6 protein-coding genes are annotated in these 14,752 nt (G+C 59.5%); 1 reads left to right on the top strand and 5 read right to left on the bottom strand.

The features are described 5' to 3' along the window. Positions 1 to 29: 29 nt before the first annotated feature. From ACP7BS_RS24520 to ACP7BS_RS24505, 4 genes are all read right to left on the bottom strand, one after another. Positions 30 to 1,610 carry an LTA synthase family protein gene (locus ACP7BS_RS24520; protein WP_426240268.1) on the bottom strand — a complete coding sequence of 527 codons (1,581 nt, stop codon included), beginning with the start codon at positions 1,608 to 1,610 and terminating at the stop codon, positions 30 to 32. Between the two features lie 123 nt (positions 1,611 to 1,733). Next, positions 1,734 to 2,534, bottom strand: a complete 801-nt coding sequence (locus ACP7BS_RS24515; RefSeq protein WP_426240192.1) for an SDR family oxidoreductase — start codon at positions 2,532 to 2,534, stop codon at positions 1,734 to 1,736. A 56-nt stretch (positions 2,535 to 2,590) separates the two neighbouring features. Next, complete coding sequence (locus ACP7BS_RS24510) at positions 2,591 to 4,006, bottom strand: aminotransferase class I/II-fold pyridoxal phosphate-dependent enzyme (RefSeq protein ID WP_426240191.1); 1,416 nt, start codon at positions 4,004 to 4,006, stop codon at positions 2,591 to 2,593. Beyond that, complete coding sequence (locus tag ACP7BS_RS24505; protein ID WP_426240190.1) at positions 4,003 to 11,589, bottom strand: type I polyketide synthase; 7,587 nt, start codon at positions 11,587 to 11,589, stop codon at positions 4,003 to 4,005. The genes ACP7BS_RS24510 and ACP7BS_RS24505 overlap by 4 nt, the downstream gene beginning before the upstream one ends. Positions 11,590 to 12,210: 621 nt before the next feature. Here ACP7BS_RS24505 and ACP7BS_RS24500 point away from each other — a divergent pair. After that, positions 12,211 to 13,377 (top strand): polysaccharide biosynthesis/export family protein, encoded by a 1,167-nt coding sequence (locus ACP7BS_RS24500; protein ID WP_426229188.1) that lies wholly within the window; start codon positions 12,211 to 12,213, stop codon positions 13,375 to 13,377. Positions 13,378 to 13,879: 502 nt separating this feature from the next. Here the strand turns inward: ACP7BS_RS24500 and rfbA are convergent. After that, positions 13,880 to 14,746, bottom strand: coding sequence for a glucose-1-phosphate thymidylyltransferase RfbA (gene rfbA, locus ACP7BS_RS24495; protein ID WP_426240267.1), 867 nt, complete (start codon positions 14,744 to 14,746; stop codon positions 13,880 to 13,882). Positions 14,747 to 14,752 lie beyond the last annotated feature (6 nt).

Here is a 14,752-nt window from a genome sequence, read left to right as displayed (position 1 = left end):
TCACAGGTCCTTGAACAACGGCGCCGGCACTATCGCAAATCATCCTTTTGCAGATTGGCATGTTTCAGCATGGCTTCCAGCAGCTTCCAGGGTTCTTCGTTACGCGGAAACGACGGCGCATTCTGCGGCTTACGTGCGGCTGCCAGGGGCACGATGAAATAGTCGGTGCGGGGATCGGGGAAAGGATCCGCGAAGGATTTCAGCAGGGGTGCGTGGTCGCCGTAGAAAACCAGCCAGACGGGGCGGTCGAGCTTGTTCAGATGATCGACAAGTTCACCCAGCGCCTTGTCGGATTGCTGGAGAATTTCGAGATAGATCGCAATGGGGTCGTCCACTCCTTCGACGCGGTTGGGCTCCCAAGGTCCATGGTTGGCCATCGAGGCGACGAACAGGAAATTGCCCTTTTCGTCCGTCTGGCTTTCCACGGCGGCAATGACTTTGCGGGTCAGGGCCGTATCCGAAACATAGGGGCCATCGCGGACCGGATCATGATCGAATTCATCGAGCATGGTCATCTTTTCAAAGCCCAGCTGCGGCATGGCTTTATGGCGAAGAAAGAACGTCCGGTCATACGGGTGCATGAAATGCGTGCTCCAGCCCGCATTCTTCAGCTTCGTCGGCCAGACCACGTCGGTATAGTGGCTCGCCCGCAGATAGGGATAGCTTGCATCGATATGCAGGTCGTCGGGAACAAGCCCGCTCAACACGGCAAATTCCGTGCGGAGCGTATAGCCGCCCTCGAAAACCGTGGCGAGGCGGCCCCATTGGATGGCGAGCTTCTGCAGCCGGTCGATGTTTGGCAGCTTGACGCTATCGACACCGCAGTGGCGCATGTCGATGAACGATTCCGACTGCCAGACGATGACCAGGGGCGCCTTATTGTCGGCGTCGTGGCCGATCAGATCCTGGACTGCGGCGAAGAAACGTTCGGACAGTTCCGCAATGATCTTTTCACGCCGGCGGCCAAGCCAGAGGATGAAATGGAAGATCACCGAAGCAAAGGTGCCGAAGCGGATCGTGCTCACCTTGACGTTCGGCACGCCGACGAGATGCTGGACGAAATCCGCCACTGGCCGGTTGACAGGGCCGTAGAATAGCAGAACCCACGGCAAGTCCGCGACCAGGATCGCGGCGATGATCCAGCCGAACGTATGGCTCTCCGGCAGAATGTTCGGCTCGAAATACATGTAGAGGCCGGAGACGCCGAAGACATACAGGAAGGCGACGATCCAGAAAACGATGTTGAGCGAGTTGGCGTAGAAGATCGACTTGTACTTGAAGACGTCGGCAACCAGGGCAATGTCTGAAAAGACCAGAGGTTCGCGAATGAACTTGAACTTGGCCCGGGATATGCCGGTGAAGATGACGAAGAAGCTCATCGTACCGGCGCTCGCGTAGAGAGGGCGCCAGGAGATCGAGAAGAAGCCCGCGAACACGAGCGCTATGATCGGCAGCCGCGAGAGGATATCGACGGCGGCACGCCGGCGGCTGAATGGCGGCCGGTGCTTTCGGCGCTCGCGTGCGGGCAGGGCAAATTTATCCGTGTAAAGGATGACGGCACAGGCCAGCGCGTAGCAGAAAAAGGTCAGCGTTACCGGATGGTAGTGCATGTGGAGCGACGTCAACGCCAAACGGATACCTTCGATCTTTCATGGCCGCCGACGCGTCATGCACCGCCGCGACAGAGCGACACTTAAATCCTATTGGCGGCGGATACAAGCAACTATGGCTGTTCAGCGCCGCCCGCCGAGCCGCTGAATGCCTCTGTCGAACCACCAGTTGAGAACCGGCTTCACCGCCGAGCCGAAGCGTCCCAGCGCCCACAGCGTCCAGCCGAAAAATACCTCGAATTGGCCCTTGTCGATCGCCCGTGCGATCCGGAGTGCAACAGTGGCGGACGACCAGGGAGCAATGCGCCCCATGATCACAGTTGCTTCAAGCGGCCGATGTTCCAATTCGCGGGAAAATTGCGGCGTTTCGGTATCCGGCGGGAAGCAGACGGAAACGTTGACCCCATGCGGCTTTGCCTCCGAGCGGAGAGCATCAGCAAAACCATGCAGGGCGAACTTCGAGGCGCAATAGGCGGTGTAGCCGTAAATACCGATCAAGCCTGCGCCGGAAGAAATCAGCATGATCCTGCCGGAGCGCCGTTCTGTCATGGCGGCATAGACGGCGCGCACCGCGTGGATGCTGCCGAATAGGTTTGTCTGAACCTGCCGATGGAAGGCCGCTGACGACAGCGCATCGAACCGTCCGGGTTCGACGATCCCCGCAGACGTGATCAGGATGTCACAGGGGCCGAAGGCATCTTCGCATCTGCGGATTGCCGCCAATGTCTGGTCTTCGTCGGCAACGTCGGCACTTTCGATCCGGATCGATGGTTCGTGCCCGTGTCTTGCAAGTTCCGTCATCGCCGCTTCAAGCGCCGGCAGGGAGCGTGCTAGAAGCGATATGCGTGCGCCGCGCGCGGCGTAGAGACGCGCCAGCGCCAGGCCGATGCCGCTCGAACCGCCTGTGATGATCACATGAGTCATGCCGCAAAACCGGTTCGGTTCATGGGTATTGGCCTGGCTGTTTCGGGAGAGCGACTTTACCGGGAGGCGAGCATCTTCATCATCTGCTGGACATCGATCGATGCGAGACCGAAATTCCGCTCGGTAAGATCCTTGAGTTTTTCAGCCGTCATCGCCACTGTCTGGCGGATCTGTTCCTCGGTATGTTCGCTGGTGATGAAGAACCGCAAACGCGCCATCCCTTCCGGAACCGCCGGATGAATGATCGGCAGTGCGTTGATGCCGGCGGCAAGGAGATCGTTCGACAGCTGCACCGCGCGCAGCGAATCGCCGACCAGAACCGGAACCACGGAAAAGCCTGCGCTCAGACCCGTATCGAGGCCGGCTTCCTGGGCAAGCTTGAGGAAAAGCGCGCCGTTGCGTCTCAAGGCAGCGACACGCTCCGGCTCGCCTTCCAGAATGTCGAGGCTCGCAATAGCCGATGCAGTCAGGACCGGCGCGAGGCCGACGCTGTAGACGAAACCGCCAGCTGTCGCCTTCAGCACCGCTGCGAGAGCACCGCTACCGGCAATATAGCCGCCGCAGCTCGAAGTCGTCTTGGAAAGCGTTCCCATCCAGATATCGACCTGACGCGGATCGATACCGAAATGCTCGAACGTGCCTTTGCCGCGCTTTCCGAGGATGCCGAGGGAATGGGCCTCATCGACCATCAGCCAGAAGCCATATTCGGTCTTCAGCTTCACGATGGCCGGCAGGTTGGCGATATCGCCATCCATCGAATAGACGCCCTCGACGATTACCAGGATACGGCGATAGTCGCCCGCAACCGTGCGCAGCACGTGTTCCAGGTCGTTTGCATCATTATGCTTGAACAGACGCCGCGTGGCGCCCGACAGCTTGATGCCGGCAAGCGCGCTGTTGTGAATGAACTCGTCATGCACCACGAGGTCCTTCGGACCCATCAGGCAACTGATCGCCGCAACATTGGTCAGATAGCCGCTGACGAAACAGACCGACGCCTCGACGCCGTAGAAGGCGGCAATGCGCTCTTCGAGTTCTGCGTGGGCCGGACGTTCGCCTGCCACCAGCCGGCTGGCGGATGCCGAGATACCGAACGTGTTGATGGTGTCGCGGGCCTGGGCGAGAACATGCGGATGCCGGTTGAGGCCGAGATAATCATAGGATGCGAAGTTGATCAGCTTGCGTCCGTCGATCACCGTCGTTGCGCCGGCTGCCGTCTGGTGTGCGCGGTAGAACGGGTTGTCGATGCCCAGCTGCTCGCTGGCGATCTTCTGGGTCTGGACCTGCTTGTACTCCGGCAAATCCTCGAACCGCGTCTGCTTGCGCCTGACCTGCGGAGGAACGTCGCGTTCGGAACGAGCCATGCGGTTGCGTTCCGACGACTGATGCGTGTTGCGCATCTTGTCCAGAAGGTTTTCCTTCAGGCTGCTGTTCATCTTCGAAACGTTGTTGCGTTCCTCGTTATCGCTCATTGGCTGGCCGCCTTCTCCGTACCGTTGCCGGTATGGCGCTGAGCGAGCTCGTTGACGATCTTGTTGTCGCCGGGCTCGCTGTCTTCGTCGCTGCCGTGATCCCGCTTGCTGACCTTGTCATAAAGCTTGCGCGCAACATCGCCAACTGTCGTCGTATCGGCGACACCGCTCAGCGGCATATCGAAGCCGGTATTCTGCTGGAAGCTGATCCCCAGTTCAACGGCCATCAGGCTGTCGAGGCCGATTTCCTTGAGGATCTTGTTGCGTGAGATCGTATCCTTCGACACGCGCAGGATGGCGGCAATCTCGCTGGCCACCAGGTCATAGAGAATGTCTTCGGCTTCCTGGGGAGACTTTCCATCGATCATCGCCACGAGATCCATGGTCGTGCCATCGCTGCCTGTGGTGTGCTGGTCAGCCGTCCGCAGGATGACCTCGAATAGGGCATTGCGAACAACCGGCAGACTGCGCGCCGCCGCCCAATCAAGTTCGGAAACCATCGCCACTGCGGCATCCACCGTGCCCGGATCGGAGCGGATATAGCTCTCGACCTGATTAAGGGCAGCCTGCGCCTTCAGGGCCGTCTTGCCGATGCGCTTGGAGAGCAGATCGTTGACGTCGGTATTCTGTGCCAGATAGCCCTTGTCGGCGATCGCGCCGAAGCCGATCGCCAGGCCCGGTAGCCCCTCAAGCCGGCGAGCGCGGGCAAGGCCTTCGAGATAGCCGTTGGCAGCCACATAGTTGGCCTGGCCGGGATTGCCGACCAATGTCGTTGCCGAGGAGAACATGATGAAGTGTTCGAGCGCGTCCGTGCGCGTCAACCGGTCGAGAACGGCGGCTCCCTGCGCCTTCACGTCGATGACCGGACGGTTGCGTTCGCGGTTGAGATTGTTGATCAATGCGTCGTCGAGAACCATCGCCGCGTGAACGACGGTCTTTAGGGGACCGATCTGGCGAAGTGTTTTCAAAAGCGCGTCCGCAGCCGCCTCGTCGGTCACGTCGCAGGCATGGATGGTCGCCGAAACGCCCATGTTTTCCCAGCGCTTGACCGCTTCGAGGGTCTCGAGATCGGCGATACCGCGCCGGGTGGCGAGCGCGACATTGCGCGCGCCCTTTTCGACCAGCCAGTTGGCAGCGGCAAGACCGAAGCCGCCGATACCGCCAACGACCAGATGGACGCCGAGGCTATCGACCGACATGCGGGCGGCTGGCCGCTTCGCGACCTCATCGCGTCCGGCAACGGGCGGCAGCACGACGATCTTGCCGATATGGCCAGCGTTCTGCATCAGCCGGAAAGCGTTGCCGATTTCGTCAAACCCGAACGCACGGTAGGGAAGCGGTACCAGCTTGCCTTCTTCGAACAGCGCACCGATTTCGGTGAAAATCCGCTTCGTCAGATCAGGCGCATTGACCAGCAGCTGGTCGGCGTCGATACCGAAATAGCTGATGTTGCGGCGGAACGGACGCAGGCCGATTTTGCTGTCGGCGTAATAGTCGCGCTTGCCCAGTTCGAGGAAGCGGCCGAACGGCTTTACCAGCGACAGGCTCTGTTCCATGGCTTCGGCAAACAGCGAATTCAGGACCAGGTCGACGCCTTCGCCGCCGGTGACACCGAGGATGTCGTTGACGAAGGCCAGCGAGCGCGAATCAAAGACGTGATCGGCGCCGAGCATCTTCAGGAAACGGCGCTTTTCGCGCGTTCCCGCCGTGGCGATGACTTTCGCCCCGGCGAGCTTGGCAACCTGCAAGGCTGCAAGGCCGACACCGCCGGCGGCGCCGTGGATCAGGATCGTTTCGCCGGCTCGGATGCGGCCAAGCTCGATCATTGCGTAATAGGCGGTGAGGAAGGCAACCGGAACGGTCGCCGCCGCAACGGGGCTGACGGTTTCGGGCAGTCTGGCGACGCCGGAACGTGACACAACCACATGTGTGGAAAAGGCTGCGGGTGCGATCGCCATCACGGCATCGCCGACCGAAAGGTCGCGGACGCTGCTGCCGATGGCGACGACGTGACCAGAAAGCTCCATGCCGATCGTCGCTCCGGCAAAGCCGTCTTCAAGCGCTTCTTCCGGCAGAAGTCCCATCGCCCACATCACGTCGCGGAAGTTCAGGCCGGTTGCAGCGACCGCAACGACGACATCGTCCGGACCTGCTTGAGGGATTTCAGACTGTTCCCAGGCAATGCTGCCGACCTGAGAACTCACACGCTGGCGAATGGTCGCAGCCTTGAAATCGGTCGTCTTGCGCAATGTTTGTTCGACCGGTCCCGGAACGGCACGGATTTCCGAAAGGATACCGCTTTTTCGGTCAAGCAGCCATTCGCGGTTTCCGCTGGTATCGCCGAGCATCGAAATCGCAGCGGCAAGCTGATTGCCGGCTTCGGCCTTGGGTCCGGTGAAATCAAGCGAATGAATATCGAGGAAATCATACTCGTTCTGCAGCACACGGGCGAATGCCCAAAGGCCGCTATTGACGCTTGAGCCGGAGACATCCTTGTCGCGCGCACTCAAAGTGACGGGCGCGCCACCTGGAGCAGCGATCACGAGGCAGGGCCGCTGATCGGCGGATGGCTCCGCATGGGCATGATATTGGCGAAGTGCCTCCGCGAACGCACTGAGCGACAGGACGCGATTTTGCAGAGCGGCCGAATCCTGGCTACGGTCCGTCGCGGTCGGCGAAGACAGATAGACCGCCCGTACCGGCTTCTCTTGCAATCCCGCGATCGCCTCGGCGATCTTATTCTTGTCCGTCTCAAAATCGCCCGTCAATCGTACATGGACAAGCGGTGCCTGAATGGCATCCTTGCCCGACGGCAGTTTGTTCTGCAGGCTCGAAACACTGCCTTCATGCAGGACCAGCACAGGCTTGGCAATCTCTGCAGGCTGCGCGTCGGCAGCCTGGGCGGCATCGGTAAACAGACCGCCTTGCGCTTCGACGGCAATGATATTTCCGTGCGACAATTCGCGGTCTTCGACCGAGATCTCGCGCAGGCCCAGATCGGTCAGATCTTTCTGCCATTGCGTCACCGTCGCCAGCTTGCCGATCGGAAATTCGACGGCCTGGGTGCGGGCAAACCAGCTCTCGGTCAGTCCGAAAGCAAAGTCGCTGAACACGGTCGGCGCATTGGTGGCGGCGACAAGCGCCCCGTTTTCCCGCAGGCTGACGCGCAGTGCATTGCGAATAGCGCCATCTTCATCGATCAGCGTGAAAATCGTATCCGAGGCGCTGACGACGAGATCGAAAGCCGGAAGGGTCGCGAACGCATCCTTTTTCAGGACTCTCACATGGGCGTCTTCCTCGAACGCGATCTCCAGGTTGCGCTGGGCATTTTCGCGCGGTTCGACAACGATCAGGCTGGCATTGTATCTTGCCGCCAGCGTTGAAAGCCTGCGGGTAAACCCGGCAGAGATGGTGCCTGCCTCGACGATCCGCAAACCGGTCTTGCCGTTTTTGCCGGTGAGCGCCTTTTCGACCGCCGCAAGGACCAGATCCATACGCTGACGGGTGGATTCGGAATGAACAGTCTGGTGATCGAGCGTTGCATCGCTGATGAAGCCCTGCGGCTTGCTTGCTGCATCGTTCTCGTTGCCCGATATCTCCGAGGCGAAAAGGCTGTCGATGCGGTCAAGCGCTTCAGCGTAGGAATTGTTGATCAGCACAGCTTCCACGGCGCGCTCCGAGCGCTCGCCATAGAGTTCCTTGAGGATGTCGCCGACGGGAGGAAGCGAGAATTCGGTGGCGATCTTCCAGCTGCCTGCCTTGTGTTCGCACAAGCCCGCGTCTTCCAGAACATAGAGACAATTGGAAAGGAAGCAGCGGAACGCAAAATCGCCGGGAAGCGACCGTGTATCGACCTTGGCGGTGCCCTTGCCAAGCTTCAGTGCGATTTCGTGGCAGGCACGATAGATCGCCGCGTTGAACAGAAGCGTCGTGTTGTCGATGCCGGTCTCGTCCGGTGCGGCAAGCAGCGGCAAAGGCAGCGCATGCGAACGTCCGAGCGTCGCGAGCGGTGCAGTGCGGTCGGAAGGCACGGCCTCGTAATGGAAGGACAGCATGTCCAGTGTCTTGTGCTGGCGCAGATAGGTGCGGCGGAAGCGGCAGTCGTCAAACGCTGCAATGACTTCGCCGCCCTTGCCGAAGAAACGGAACTTCGCCTTGATCGAGTTGGCGCTGATGCGCTCGATTTCGACCAGGGCCCGCTTGACGGTCAGGCCGGAATTCGTCAGGCGCACGGAGCCGAAGCGCACTGGAATATAGGGCGCTCCGCCGGCTTCGCCGGTAAAGCGGTCAAACAGCGCCACCAGGCCATGGAAGGTCGCGTCCACGGAAATTGGATTGAGGCTGTAGCTGACGAAGGGGTTGCCTGTTTTTTCAGGCTCCCTCAGCTCGACGTCGATGAAACGGTCGCCATAACAGACGGCCTTGGCCATCAACTGGAAGCGCGGGCCGTAATCGAGACCGAACTGACGCGCAGTCTCATAGGCTTTTGCAGGCGTCACGCTGGCCGTTTTTTCAAGGCCGGCAAAGGCATTGCCTGCGGGCATCGCGTCGGTTGGGATCGGTTTGCGGCTTCTCGCCACCGCGTGCACCGCCCAGTCGTCTTCCGAAAGACGCTCACGCGAGCGGATTTCGATATCGCCGGTTTCGGGCGACAGGATGGTGGAAAGCTCCATCATCCGGTTGTCGGCAAGCTCCAGCGGCCGCACGATCTCCAAATTGGTGATGTCGACCTCTGTGGTGCCATAGTATTGCTGTGCAGCCGAAATGGCGATCTCGATGAAACCGCTGCCCGGCAGAATAGCCTTGCCATCGACGATATGCTCGGCAAGATCGGGAAACAGATGCGCATCGACATGGTTTTTCCAGCTGCCGCTGTTCAAATCGGCGCGCCAGCCTGCGAGCGTATAGGGCGTCTTGGAGCCACGGCCAAACAGGTCGGCGGCGTCGCTGGTTGATGCCGGGCGCAACTCGGTCTGTTCGAACGGCAGGTCCGGAAGGCGGATGAAGGCATTGCGCTTCCCGAACAGACGCGCTTCGTCGAAGGCTGCACCATGGGCAATCGCCCGCGCCATGGCGCGGGAGATGGGATCCTGGCCTTTTTCGCCGCCATCGCGCAGCAAGGTCGCAACGACCGTGCCAGGGATCGACGCTTGCTTGACCGTCTCCTTGAGATAGGACGATAGGATCGGCCGTGGCGAAATTTCGATGAACAGGCTGCAGCCAAGTTCGATAGCGGCTTGGGTCGCGGCCTGGAAGCGAACCGGTTCGCGGACGTTCTTCCACCAATAATCCGGATCAAGCTGCGTGCCATCCATCCGCTCGCCGGTGACGGTGGACAGATATGCAAGTTCGGATTTGCGCGGCGCGATATCCGGAATATCGGCGAGGAAGGCTTTCTTGGCCCGATCGATGATCGGGTGATGGAACGGATAGTTGATATCGAGAATCTGGACGGGGATCTTCGCCTTGCGGGCGGCGTCGCGGAAGGCGGAAACCTCGTGTGCAGGGCCGGAAATCGTTACCGAATTGTGGGCGTTGATAGCCGCGACGCAGACCTGCTCAAGTCCGCGTGATTTGGCGAAAGCATTTGCAGCGTCTTCACCGAGCATGGCGGCGGCCATCGTGCCCTGACCAGCCAGGAGATCCTGGTGCAGCGAGCGCTTGGCGACGATCGAGACAGCATCGACCAGCGACAGGGCGCCCGCAGCGTAGGCCGCAGCGATTTCGCCGACCGAGTGACCGAACACGGCCGTCGGCTTGATGCCCATGGCGACAAGCGAATCCGACAGCGCCGCCTGGACCGCAAACAAGAGCGGCTGGGCGAACTTCGTGTCGGACAGCTTCTTGTCCAAATCCGGATCTGTCAGCAAATCGGTGAGCACGATGTCCGAATGGAACTTGAACAGCGCACTCACCGAGGTGAAGCACTGACGGAAATGAAGGTTTTCGCGGAAGGCCTCGACACCCATGCCAGCCCATTGCGAGCCGTTGCCGGAGAAGACGAAGGCAACCTTCGCATCCTTCGTCACTGCTTCGCCGGTTTCGCCGATATCGGACGCTGGCTTTTCGAGGTGGCTGGCAATGGCGCGGATAATGTCTTCCGGATGGTCGCTGCGTGCCGCAAAACGGTGGCGCATCTGCGTGCGGTTGACACCTGACGCTGCGATGACGGCGCGGGCTTCGTCCTTGGAGGTTTTGGCGAACGTCGATTTGTACGACTTCAGCAATTCATCAAGGCTGTGTGCAGTATGGGCACTTGCCATGAAAACATGGCCGGTGGCGTTGTTGCGGCTGCGTTCGTCCTGAACGGGATCCGGATCGCTGATGACGACGTGGGCATTGGCGCCGCCAAAGCCGAAGGAGTTGATACCAGCCAGGCGCGCACGCTTGCCGCGCAGCAATTCGATCGGGTTTGCGGTCACGCGGACGTTCAACCCGTCGAAATCGATGTTCTCATTCGGCGTTTCGAAATGCAGCGATGCCGGCAGGTAGTTGTTTTCAAGCGCCATGACGGCCTTGAGCATGCCGAACAGGCCGGATGCTGGCTCGGTATGGCCGATATTCGATTTGATCGAGCCGATCGGTACCGGCGCGCGCCGCTTGGCGCCGATCACCGTGCCGATCGACCAAACTTCGGACGGATCGCCGACCTTGGTGCCCGTCCCGTGGCCTTCGACGAAGGCGACCTGGTTGGAATCGATATTATTGCCTTCATAGATGGCGCGCAGCAGATTGGCCTGGGCTTCGCGTGACGGCAGGGAAATGCCGTTGGTCCGCCCGGCGGAATTGACACCTGTGGCAACGATCTTGGCGTAGCTGCGGTCCTTTTCCTGCCGTGCCCTGTCGGAACGGCGCAGAACGAACACGACGCCGCCCTCGGCGCGGACATAACCGGCGCCGTCATTATCGTAGGCACGGCAGAGCCCTTCCGGGGACAGCATGCGCGCCTGCGCAAATCCGACGAACGGAAGCGGGTGGGCAAGGACATTGATGCCGCCAACGATGGCCGTGTCAATTTCACCGGCGTTCAACGCGCGCATCGCCTGGTCGAGCGCAACCAGCGACGAGGAACAGGCGGTATCGACCGTCATGCTCGGGCCGCTCAGGCCGAAAATATGGGAAATACGGTTGGAAACGATCGAGAGCGTGTTTCCGGTCATGAAATACGGACCGGCGGCAGCCGGATCCTCGACGGTCAGGTTGGCGTGGTCGAGGCTCGATGCACCGATATAGACGCCGACATTTTCGCCATGCAGAGACGGGATGGAAATATTGGCATCTTCCAGCGCGCGCCAGGCCAATTGCAACAAAACCCGCTGCTGCGGGTCCATGTGCATGGCTTCGCGCTGCGACATGCCGAAGGCTGCCGGATCAAAATCATAGATACTTTCGAGCACGCCCGCGGCGAAGGAGTAGGTCTTGCCGGGATTGCCGATGACGGGATGCCAAAAGCGTGCAAGGTCCCAACGATCGGACGGAATACGCGTGACCGTGCATTTGCCCTGGCGCAAAATTCGAAACAACGCCTGCGGCGAATTCGCTCCAGGGGCGAGACATGCGCGCCCTATGATTTCAACTGTCATATTTTCTCGAACGTTTTAGATTGCTGTGAGTTATCTTGCTGATTGCACTTGATACGCGAAAAAGCAATTGGAACTTCTTCATCAGGTCCGCGGATGATGGCATCGTTTCTGTGGTGCCGACTATATTAGCATTAATTTTAGATCATGTTCGCGAGGTTTCAACCCTCGCCTTTGAACATACACGGGGTCTGTGGCGGCCCAAGACAATTATCAAGTCAACACGTAACCGTTGTGGAGACCTGTTGCCGGAAAGGCGCACTGCGCATTATTGCGCAGATGGGCAATGAATGGCTTTGCCGGGGCAACGATGTCTTTCCCGTTTGAGCGGGACGAACCGGACACGTCGGGAGCGGTTGCGCACTGGGTTCCGGCAGGGTTGGTGATCTGACAGCCTTCAAGATCTGCAGCGGACCCCCGGCCGGGGTACAGGGTTGCCCGAAGGCGCGGCAACCACGGCCATACTGTTGCCGATTAGCATTAGTGAAATCATTAAACTCTTTGACATAAATCTGATCCAGAAGGGAACAGCGTTGCGCTCTTGATCGGGAGCCCTTGCTAAGCTAGTCATGCTGGCGAAATCCCGTGAGACACCTTGGCGATCAAGGCTGAAAGTTGAAGTGAATGCCACCTTTTATCCGATTTTTACTCCTGTCAGGTGCAGCGTCGTCCATTCTGGTGTTGTCATCCTGTAGCGGCCTTCCAGGATCCGGGCCTAGCGTCGGTACGATTCAGTCAGGCGCAAAGGCAACGGAAACGCCGTATGTCCTGGTACAGGTAACGCAGGCTGTCGCGGATTCGCTGTCACGCGTACAGGAACGGCCGCTGTCGGCTGCCTTCGGCGCGGCACGGCGGCAAAGCTCGTCGCGCATCGGCATCGGCGACGCGGTGACCGTCTCGATATGGGAAGCCTCGGAAAACGGGCTGTTCTCGGCAGGTTCCAGCCAGCAGGGCAACGCCCAGATTCCAGTGCAGCTTGTTTCGGAAAATGGCACGATCTCGGTTCCGTATGCGGGAACCATCAAGGTTGCGGGTCAGAGCCCTGAAGCTGTGAAGATTACGATCGAGAAGGCTTTGAGCCGGATGGCCGTCGAGCCGCAGGTGCTCGTCAACGTCGTCAAGAACAACTCGAACACCGTGACGGTGACCGGTGAGGTTGCTGCCAGCGGGCGCATTCCGTTGACCCCGGGTGGCGAGCGCTTGCTCGATATCATCGCGACCGCAGGCGGCCCTCGAATGGAACTGCATCAACTGGCCGTGCAGATCACGCGTGGCATGAAAACCGAAACCATCCCGATGGAACAGCTGATTTCGGATCCGCGTGAGAATATCTACGTCCAGTCCAACGACGTCGTCACTCTTATCCGGCAGCCGCGGAGTTTCACTGTTTTCGGGGCGACGACTGCCAACGCTTCCGTTCAGTTCGACGAGTCGCAACTCTACCTGAACCAGGGCCTGGCCAAGGTTGGTGGCCTTAACGACGAAAGAGCAAACGCCAAGGGTGTCTTCGTCTATCGCCAGGAACCGGTCGAACTCGTCCGCGCATTTGCCCCAAACGCCCGGTCGATGCATGCCGACGGAACCGTCAATGTCATCTATCAAGTTGATTTGAAGGATCCGAGCGGCTTCTTCGTCCTGAAGAACTTCAAAATCAAGAACCGCGACCTGATCTACATCGCCAACTCGTCCCTCGCCGAAATCAGGAAATTCTCGACACTCGTGAGCACGACCGTGGCGCCGGTAGCACAGGGTGCATCCTTTGCGGCCAATATCAACGATTTGGGTAATTAAGCTCAGTAGCCGTGGATTGATGCGGCAGGAGCAGATTGAGGATTGCGGCTAGGAGGGGAAGCGCGTCGATTGCATCGGGTCGCGGCTCCCTCCACATTTCGTTGTCTCCTGCGGGCACAGCATTTTCCTGGTGCACCATTCACCGAAGTTTACGCTTCAAACGAATAGGGACACGGTTTCGCTGGCGTTTGCCGCCGCCCTGAGACTGCAGCCATTTTGAGGGATCGACAGTGGCACGCCTTCGACGAGCGTGAACGCCGAGACTTGCGAGAACGGCACATTCTCGAAACCGTCTCCCAACCCGTGAACAGCGGCGGAGCTCTGTGCGACACATCCCCGGCCATGTTCAAAAGGAAAGCAGCCTGCCGCCGGCTGGATTTGGGCCAACCGGTCAAGCCAAGTGCCCGCGTTCCCTATAGACTTGCCATCGTCCGGAGCGACCAAAACGCTGGAATATGACGTCTAAACGCGACGCTAGTGCCGACCGTCGATCGCGAGGGACTCAATCCTCGGCCAGCCTCAGCAGGTATTTGCCGTAGGCGGTCTTGGAATACAGGTTTCCATACTCGATCAGCTTGTCGCGGGAGATCCAGTCGTTGAGATAGGCGATTTCCTCGATGCAGGCCACGCTGGTGCCTTGGCGGTGCTGGATCGTGCGGACAAATTCTGCTGCCTCGAGCAGGCTGTCATGTGTTCCGGTGTCGAGCCAGGCATAGCCGCGCGACATGCGTTCGACGAAGAGGCTTCCCGCTTCCATATAGAGGCGATTGATATCGGTGATCTCATATTCGCCGCGCGCCGAGGGCTTCAGGTTGCGGGCATAGTCTACGACCTTGTTGTCGTAGAAATAGAGACCGGTCACCGCCATGCTGGATTTCGGCTTTGACGGCTTTTCCTCGAGCGAAAGCGCTTTTCCCGTCGCGTCGAGTTCGACAACGCCGTAACGCTCCGGATCGGTAACCTCATAGGCAAACACGGTTGCACCGATCTTGCGCTCACGCGCATTCGCCAAAAGCTCGCTGATGCCAGCGCCGAAGAAAATGTTGTCACCCAGGACCAGCGCGACATGATCACTGCCGATGAAATCTGCTCCGATCGTGAAGGCTTGCGCCAGGCCATCGGGGCTTGGCTGCTCCGCATAGGAAATATTGAGCCCCCAGCGTGAGCCGTCCTCGAAAAGGCGCCGGTAGCTTTCAATATATTCCGGCGAGGAAATGATCAGGATATCGCGGATATTCGCCAGCATCAGCACCGAAAGCGGGTAGTATATCATCGGTTTGTCGTAGATCGGGATCAACTGCTTGTTGACGGCAAGCGTTGCCGGATGAAGTCGCGTTCCGGACCCGCCGGCAAGGATAATACCCTTCATAAAATT

This window comes from Pararhizobium sp. DWP1-1-3, assembly GCF_049896125.1.
Classification (GTDB): Bacteria; Pseudomonadota; Alphaproteobacteria; order Rhizobiales; family Rhizobiaceae; genus Pararhizobium.
Note: the sequence above shows the minus strand (reverse complement) of the source record. Positions and strands in the feature narration are given on the sequence as shown.

Excerpts from the sequence above, each read along its gene's own strand:
- rfbA (WP_426240267.1), bottom strand. The coding sequence starts at position 14,746 with ATGAAGGGTATTATCCTTGCCGGCGGGTCCGGAACGCGACTTCATCCG.
- ACP7BS_RS24500 (WP_426229188.1), top strand. The coding sequence starts at position 12,211 with ATGCCACCTTTTATCCGATTTTTACTCCTGTCAGGTGCAGCGTCGTCC.
- ACP7BS_RS24510 (WP_426240191.1), bottom strand. The coding sequence starts at position 4,006 with ATGAGCGATAACGAGGAACGCAACAACGTTTCGAAGATGAACAGCAGC.
- ACP7BS_RS24505 (WP_426240190.1), bottom strand. The coding sequence starts at position 11,589 with ATGACAGTTGAAATCATAGGGCGCGCATGTCTCGCCCCTGGAGCGAAT.
- ACP7BS_RS24515 (WP_426240192.1), bottom strand. The coding sequence starts at position 2,534 with ATGACTCATGTGATCATCACAGGCGGTTCGAGCGGCATCGGCCTGGCG.
- ACP7BS_RS24520 (WP_426240268.1), bottom strand. The coding sequence starts at position 1,610 with ATGCACTACCATCCGGTAACGCTGACCTTTTTCTGCTACGCGCTGGCC.